Source organism: Trichococcus pasteurii, from assembly GCF_900112935.1.
In the GTDB taxonomy this organism is placed as follows: domain Bacteria; phylum Bacillota; class Bacilli; order Lactobacillales; family Aerococcaceae; genus Trichococcus; species Trichococcus pasteurii.
This window is the reverse complement of record NZ_FONM01000008.1, coordinates 122,679-130,631: the sequence shown is the minus strand read 5'-3', so window position 1 is coordinate 130,631 and position 7,953 is coordinate 122,679. Positions and strand designations below refer to the sequence as shown.

Here is a 7,953-nt window from a genome sequence, read left to right as displayed (position 1 = left end):
ACTTGTTCTTCTCTGACAACAGAGTTTTACGATCCGAAAACCTTCTTCACTCACGCGGCGTTGCTCCGTCAGACTTTCGTCCATTGCGGAAGATTCCCTACTGCTGCCTCCCGTAGGAGTTTGGGCCGTGTCTCAGTCCCAATGTGGCCGATCACCCTCTCAGGTCGGCTACGTATCATCGTCTTGGTGAGCCGTTACCTCACCAACTAACTAATACGCCGCGGGTCCATCCATAAGCGACAGCACAAAGGCCGTCTTTCCTTTCTCGATCATGCGATCAAGAAAACTATGCGGTATTAGCACCCGTTTCCGGATGTTATCCCCCTCTTATGGGCAGGTTACCCACGTGTTACTCACCCGTTCGCCACTATCTTCTCAGTGGAAGCAAGCTTCCATAGAAAAGACCGTTCGACTTGCATGTATTAGGCACGCCGCCAGCGTTCGTCCTGAGCCAGGATCAAACTCTCATGTAAATGTGGACTCTTGTACAGAAATCCTACATGTTAAGCTGATAGCTCTTAATTTCTTGCTGACTTTATGTTTGCGATACTAAGTATCGCCTTCGTTTGCCTCGACCGAAATCGAAGCTCCCTGCACATTTGGTTCGTTCATTCTTTGTTCAGTTTTCAAAGGTCAATCGCGCATCACTTGTTACGTGACAGCTTATTCATAATATCGCAACTTTTCGATTTCGTCAAGAACTTTTTTGAATTATTTATTCTTATTATTCTTGGCTCGAAATATCTCGAGCAGCAACTTTTATATAATATCATTCCGAAGTCGCCTTGTCAACATATTTCTTACATTTAATTGTTAGGCACTTCAGACAACTCATTTATACTATCACTCTTCTGCCGTCATTGTCAATTCTTTTTCTGAACTTTTTGCGATACCAACTAAAACGGACTGTCCCGTTTCGGGCCAGTCCGTTTTTACTTCATCTTATTCAGGAAAAGATCCATCGAAGCCGGGAACATCACCTCGGCAGTTTCCTCAAAGTCATATACAAAAGTATGCCGGATGTCGTCGCAGATAGGATATCCGCTATCGGTTCCGCATAGTAGATTCCCATCACATCAAAATAGTTGGGTAAAACAAGCGCCAACGGAATCAGGATGATCACTTTGCGCAACAGGGCAATGAAAAGTGATTTTTTTGCCTCCCCTACACCGACAAAGAACATTTGCGCGCTCATCTGTACTCCGAACAGCCACATTCCGCCCATGTAGATCGGCAGAACACGGGTGACCAACGCCAACAAATCCGGATTGGTCGTAAAGATGCGTGCGAACAATCCGGGCACGAGCAGCACCAATAAAAAATAGGAGGCCGTAATTCCAACTGTGACTTTCATGGAATGGTGCACCGTTTCTCGCACACGGTTGAAATGCTGCGCACCGTAATTATAGCTGATGATAGGTTGAACGCCTTGCGTAAATCCTTGAACAGGCACCGTCAGCAATTGCATGATGCTTTGCATGATCGTCATGGAACCTACGTAAAGATCGCCGCCATATTTCAGCAGCCCTGTGTTGAAAACGATCACGATTGCACTTTCCGTCGCCTGCATGATGAATGGCGAAATTCCCAAGGACACGATTTTCTTTATCAGTCCGAACTTAAGTCCCATGTTCTTCTTGCGGATCCGGATAAGCGAATGCTCGGAAGTCAGGAATCGGAGGACATAAAGCGCGCTCAGAGCCTGGGATATGACCGTAGCGATGGCCGCCCCTTTGACACCCATACCAAAAGCGAAAATAAAAATCGGGTCCAGGATGATATTGGCGATAGCACCGATCAATACTGAAAACATGGCATTTTTGGTTTTACCTTGGCTCGTGATGAATAGATTCAAACCCAACGCATATTGGACAAAAACCGTGCCCATTATATAGATGGATGTATAATCATCCGCATAGTTGAAGGTGATGTCGCTGGCACCGAATAAATATAATAAAGGCTCCTTGATCAAAGTAAAGACGATGGTCAAAACGACTGCCATCAGCGACAGCATCGAAAAAGCATTGCCGAGAATTTTTTCAGCTTCCTCTTTGTCGTTTTTCCCTAACGCAATGGCTGCCAAAGGGGCTCCACCACCTCCGGCAAAGCTGCTGAAAGCAGAGATGATCAGCACAAGCGGTGCACTGATGCCCAGACCGGTCAATGCAACAGCCCCTATATCGGGTATATGTCCGATGTACATCCTGTCCACAATGTTGTAGAGAATATTGATGACTTGGGCAATGATGCTAGGTATGGCCAGTTCCATCATCAGTTTAGGGATTTCCTCCGTCCCCATACGGGATTCTTTCATTTCTTGCATGATCACTCCTCCTCCTTCCGTTCCACATTCGCTATCATTTTTTCAAGCGCCTCTTCAAACTGTGTGAATTGTTCCTGACTGATTCCTTCCGTCATCGATGCGATAAACTGTTTTCGACGATCCCGCAATCGGTCCGCTATCGGCTTTGCATGATCAGTCAACACAAGATGAATGTAACGGCGGTCTCCCTTATCTACCATTGTCTCCAGATAGCCTTTGGCAACAAGCGAATCGACCGACCTGGCGATCAAAGACTTTGATAACCCCAAGGAATCGGCTATTTCTTTGGATGTATCCATTTCGTTATTTGACAAAAAGGTGATCAGATCCAACTCATTCGGAGAAAAATCCGAATCAGACATCTCCGCCTTCACTTCTGCTCGGTACATTTTTGACAGCTTGGACAGGCTGATCAGAAGATTCTTCTTTTCTTTCATAAATCGTGCACCTCCATATATTCAAACTGAAACCATTTTACCGTTAAACAGTTCACTTGTATACCATCTCATTACCAATCTCCCAAATCAAAAAAACACCTGCATCAGCAAACACTTCCAAGGAGTCTGGAAGACTTGCTGATGCAGGTGTTACACGAACATTCACAGAGAAATAGGCACTTTCTTTGCCAACAGAAAGGCGCGGAAAGCCGTCTCTCCGGCATTTGTGATCAGTTTTTCCGTTTGCGAAATGGCTGCATCCAAATCCATCGGTTTGTTGATGATGTCCAAAACCAGGTCGATGCCTGTCGCATAGATCGGGCCTAAATCATCATCGCTGCTGCCGACCACTGCGATGACCGGCAAGTGGTATTTCTTCGCCAACTGGGCGATGCCCACCGGCGCTTTGCCGTTCAATGATTGCGAATCCATTCTGCCTTCGCCGGTGATGACAAGATCGGCATTTTGGAAATGTGATTCGATTTCGAGGATGGACAGTACTTTCGAGATGCCGCTGTAGCTTTTCGCTCCACAAAAAGCCATCAAACCAGCACCCAATCCTCCTGCTGCACCCGCTCCAGGAGCTTCAAGCACAGCTATTCCTAAGTATTCTTCAACTTTTTCCCCATAGTGACACAATAACTGGTCCAATTTCCGGACATCCTCCGGGGTCGCCCCCTTCTGAGGACCATAAATATAAGATGCTCCATTCTCACCGCATAAAGGGTTCGTCACATCAGATAGGATCGTAAAGGTGACGTCATGGATGCGTTTATCCAAACCACTGTCATCTATAGAAGCAACGTCACCCAGCTTGCCTGCACCGAACGGAATTTCATTCCCTTCGCTGTCCTTGAAAGAGACCCCCAGCGCTTGCGCCATTCCGACTCCGCCGTCATTGGTGGCGCTGCCTCCGACACCGATGAAGATTTCTTTGACGCCGCAATCCAAAGCAGCCCGGATCAATTCGCCTGTTCCATAAGTAGTCGCGCGATAAACGTCGTTATCCGCTAGGTCAACCAAGGTCAATCCCGACGCTTCAGCCATTTCGACGACAGCGATGTTGTCTTTGATGATGCCGAATTTTGCCTGGACTTTGTCGCCCATCGGTCCCGTGACGTCAGCATAGCGGTATTCCCCCTTGCATCCGATCACCAAAGCATCCACGGTCCCTTCGCCGCCGTCAGCTACAGGAACCTTGACGATTTCCACGTTGCGGTTCAGACGCAGGATTCCTTGTTCGATGTAGTCCTCCACCTGGATAGTTGACGCGCTGCCCTTAAAGGAATCAGCAGCGATGACTATTTTGAATTTTTTTTGCATTGATTAGTCCCTTCCCTTCAGCATTTACCGTATTTTTAGCATCGCCCAAACGTTATAATCCGCTACACGCTTATTGTAGATTCCATTGACTTTTGGTACGTGTTTGAATATCTATAGTGTAACGATTTCTGTTTCCGGATTATATATTTTACAAACCAAACATTTACTGTAAAATCGAAGATAAATATGTCACCCAGCACACATTGCATCTTTTTTCGAACCGGAGGGACAGAAACTTATGGAAATAGCTTCCGAATTGGCGCAAAGGATAGTAGTCAGCATGAAAGAAATCATCCATCAGGAATTGAATTTCATCGACATCGACGGTGTCATTATCGCAAGCACGGATGATACCCGAATTGGCGCACAACACGCCGGGGCAAAAAGAGTGATCGAAACGAAAACCGATCTGATTGTGAAAGATGACACCCATTTCGAAGGTACGAAAATGGGCATCAACATCCCCATCTTCAGTGACCAACACCTTTTAGGCGTGATCGGCATCACCGGCAGTAAAGACGAAGTAGTAAAATACGGCAAAATCATCAAGACTATGACCGAAATCCTCGTGAAGGAAGCTTGGCTCAAAGACGTATCATTCAAAAAACGCGATAACTACCGGATCCTGATTGAAGAGTTATTGATGATCCGTCCGGATTTGGAGAATGTCCAGACACTTTCAAACTTACTAGGATTTGATTTGACCATCCCGAGACTCGTCGTCGCCGGCCACATCAAAAATCTCTCCGTCGATCGCAACGATAAAATCGAGAACATGATGAAGCTATTGAAGACGGTCCTACTGAACGACACACAAACGATTTATACCGTCGATGGGTCTGAAATCACCATTCTATTCAGAGAAAGCCTCCCGGAACCTACTCTTGCATACCAGCTAAACAAACTTATCCGTGAGGCAGAGGAGCGATATGACTTGCATTTGCATTTAGGCGTCGGTCTGCCTAGCGAGACACCCGCCGCGCTCCGGATCAGCCACGAACAAGCTCGCGCGGCGTTGGATTGGTCAATCCTGACCTCGCATAATACCATCGAATATTATTCCAAGCTTGACTTGGGTATGATTCTCGCCAACATTCCCAAGAACAACTCCGAAGAATTCGTCCACCAAATTTTAAGAAATTTGGATTGGAAAGAGTTGGAAGAATACACTGAAATCTTCTCCGTCTATGGTTCCAATAACGGCAGCATCTACAGGTGCGCCGATGCTTTGTTCATCCACAGAAACACTTTGCAATACAAATTGAACAAGCTTCACAAATTGACAGGCTACAACCCGCGCGAATTGGACAGCTACACTATCCTGTCCCTCGCATTCAAATTGCATAGTATCTTGAACAAAAATTGAAGATAAAAGAAAGCAGTCGCGGCAACATCCCTGACGGATAATGCCTTGACTGCTTTCTGACTGCACTGTTATGGCAGTTTCACTTCATCCTCTTTTATCGCGGTCATCACTTCTTCCACACTCAGTAGATTTCCCGGGATGCCCAATGCCTGCGCTATCTTCATGGCTTGGGGCTGATCCAGATAGGCTTGCTGCAGGGTGTCTTTTTTGCTGAAGACTTCCCTTGCCTCGCCTTCGAGCAGCAATTGCCCTTGGCTAAAGACGACGACGCGTTCAAAAACGGCTGCCGCAAAGTCCATGTCATGCAGAATGCACAGTACGGCTTTCCCTTCTGCCTGCAGGTTTTCGATCACTTTTCTGATGATCGCTTTACCGGCCACATCCTGCCCCATCGTAGGTTCATCGAAAATGACGATGGGAGTATCCATCGCCAAAATCGAAGCCAAGGCCACCATCTTTCTTTGCGCTAAATTGAGATCATACGGGTTCACCTTCTCGACCTCAACCAGTTCTACTTGCGCTAAAGCCGCGCGGGAACTGGCTCTTGCCTCATCCAGTGACTGTCCGATGTTCAACGGACCGACCATGACCTCATCCAAAACGGTATTCTTGAAAATCTGATCATCCGGGTTCTGAAAAACCAGACCGATTTTCTTGGCAATCTGGGCAACCGTCAAAGTTTTTAGGTCGGTCCCGTCCAGCAGAATCCTGCCGGAATCGGGGCGCAATAGTCCCTTCAGCAGTTTCACGAAGGTCGTTTTTCCCGATCCGTTCTGCCCGATGATCGCCGTTTTCCGGTCATCCAACACCAGATCGATGCCTTTTATGACGGGAGTCGCTTTATCGTAGGCAAAATGCAGCTTCTCTATTTCCAGTTTATTCATGAGGGACACCTTCTTCCGCAAGCAACCCCTTCAGCTCATCCAATTCCACAGGATAATGCCCATTGGTCTTCCGCCTGTTCAAATGGCGGGCGATTGCGGTAACGGCGGGCGATTGCACTCCCAAAGACGCCAAGTCCTCGCGTGAAAAAATGGCTTCGGGTGTGTCATACGCGATCAATTTGGCGTCATCCAAAAGCAGGACCCTGTCTGCGTACTGCGCGATTTTTTCCATCTTCTGCTCGGCCATGATGATCGTAATGCCTTCTTTCGTAAGGTTCTCCACCACTTTGAAGACCTCTTCCGACCCTTGCGGATCCAGTTGTGAAGTGGGTTCATCCAAAATCAGCACTTTCGGCTTCATCGCGACCACGCCGGCGATCGCAACCCGCTGCATTTGCCCGCCGGAAAGATCGAATGGATTCTTGTCCTTCACTTTGCGGATGTCCAGCAAGTCCAAACTTGCTTCGATCCGCTTGATGATTTCGTTGCGCGGCAGTCCCATGTTCTCCAGACCAAAGGCAATTTCCTCATATACCGTAAAACGCGAGCCGGTGATCTGGGAAAACGGATTTTCGAAAACCAAACCGGCTGCTGCAGTGACTTCACTCACATCTGTCGTGCGCACATCCAAACCGGCTATCATTACCGATCCGCCGTAGGCACCTTTAAAGAAGTGCGGCACCAAGCCGCTCAGCGCATAGCACAAAGTCGATTTTCCAGCGGTATTCCTTCCTATCAGGCCGATGAATTCACCCTCCTCGACCGAAAAACTGATGCCGTCCAACGCCAATTTTGTCGTGTCGGGATAGCGGTATTTCAGACCCTTCACTTCTATGATGCTCATCCCATCACCCTCCAAACGATCAAACCGGCCAGAATCAACAAGAGCAAAATATTCAACAAAGTACTGTGACGATAAGACTTTGTTTCATTCAGATAGGTTTTCGGCGTGTCCCTGTCGAAGCCGCGGACATCGAGCGCAATCGCTCTTTCCCGGGTATCGTTCAACGCATTTAGTATGACCGGTCCCAATAACGGGAAGAATGCCTTTATCCGGACAAACAGGCTGCCCTCAGTCTCCATCCCGCGCGACCGTTGTGCATCCTGGATTTTTCCATACGTGGCTCGAAGCTGCGGAATAATCTGCAGGACCGAAAGAATGACATAGCCGATCTTCGGCGACATGCCTTTCTGCTGCAGTCGTTCAACAAGTTCCGTCGGCGAAGTCGTCAGCACCAATACCCCAAAGGCGCTGACCATATTGATGACGCGCATGGTCAGACGCAAGGCGATAACCAGCCCCTCTTTGTAGAATTTTATCGGACCCAATTCATAAAGCAACGTTTCATTGGCAGGATTGAAGAATCCTTGCACAATGACGATCGACAGAATCAATAAAAAACTGAGGGCAATCACCGGCAAAATATTGCGGAAAACTTTCCCCAGCAACAAGATGCCCAAACTGATCAGCATGACTGCCGCGACTTCCCACAGATTATCCAATAAATAGGCCGCAGCGATGCTCACGATAATATAAAGCATCTTCGTCAACGGATCCAGGCGATGGATCAGTGAGTTTCGCGGTACATACAAAGTCATTGCATCCATTCAAATCAGCCC

Annotated in this window: 7 protein-coding genes and 1 rRNA gene; 1 reads left to right on the top strand and 7 read right to left on the bottom strand. The window is 47.6% G+C overall.

Annotation, left to right across the window (positions count from 1 at the left end; all coding sequences use genetic code 11):
• The 4 genes from BM184_RS08605 to BM184_RS08585 all read right to left on the bottom strand — a co-directional run.
• Nucleotides 1–473 (bottom strand): 16S ribosomal RNA (locus BM184_RS08605); the annotation flags it as partial.
• A gap of 503 nt (nt 474–976) precedes the next feature.
• Nucleotides 977–2,323 carry an MATE family efflux transporter gene (locus BM184_RS08595; protein ID WP_086943354.1) on the bottom strand — a complete coding sequence of 449 codons (1,347 nt, stop codon included), beginning with the start codon at nt 2,321–2,323 and terminating at the stop codon, nt 977–979.
• Between the two features lie 2 nt (nt 2,324–2,325).
• On the bottom strand, nt 2,326–2,760 hold the full coding sequence (locus tag BM184_RS08590; RefSeq protein ID WP_086943353.1) for a MarR family winged helix-turn-helix transcriptional regulator: 435 nt from the start codon (nt 2,758–2,760) through the stop codon (nt 2,326–2,328).
• A gap of 162 nt (nt 2,761–2,922) precedes the next feature.
• The gene (locus BM184_RS08585; protein ID WP_086943352.1) at nt 2,923–4,083 is read right to left on the bottom strand and encodes a glycerate kinase; all 1,161 of its coding nucleotides are present in this window, start codon (nt 4,081–4,083) and stop codon (nt 2,923–2,925) included.
• A gap of 238 nt (nt 4,084–4,321) precedes the next feature.
• Between BM184_RS08585 and BM184_RS08580 the strand changes: the two genes are divergently transcribed.
• Entirely contained in the window at nt 4,322–5,449 is a 1,128-nt protein-coding gene (locus tag BM184_RS08580) for a CdaR family transcriptional regulator (protein WP_086943351.1), read from the top strand.
• A gap of 68 nt (nt 5,450–5,517) precedes the next feature.
• Here the strand turns inward: BM184_RS08580 and BM184_RS08575 are convergent, their stop codons facing one another.
• Genes BM184_RS08575 through BM184_RS08565 form a run of 3 tightly spaced genes read right to left on the bottom strand, consistent with a single transcriptional unit; the run spans nt 5,518 to nt 7,941 of the window.
• On the bottom strand, nt 5,518–6,333 hold the full coding sequence (locus BM184_RS08575; RefSeq protein WP_086943350.1) for an energy-coupling factor ABC transporter ATP-binding protein: 816 nt from the start codon (nt 6,331–6,333) through the stop codon (nt 5,518–5,520).
• Nucleotides 6,326–7,177, bottom strand: coding sequence for an energy-coupling factor ABC transporter ATP-binding protein (locus BM184_RS08570; RefSeq protein ID WP_086943349.1), 852 nt, complete (start codon nt 7,175–7,177; stop codon nt 6,326–6,328). The genes BM184_RS08575 and BM184_RS08570 overlap by 8 nt, the downstream gene beginning before the upstream one ends.
• Nucleotides 7,174–7,941, bottom strand: coding sequence for an energy-coupling factor transporter transmembrane component T family protein (locus BM184_RS08565; protein WP_086943348.1), 768 nt, complete (start codon nt 7,939–7,941; stop codon nt 7,174–7,176). The genes BM184_RS08570 and BM184_RS08565 overlap by 4 nt, the downstream gene beginning before the upstream one ends.
• Nucleotides 7,942–7,953: the final 12 nt, after the last annotated feature.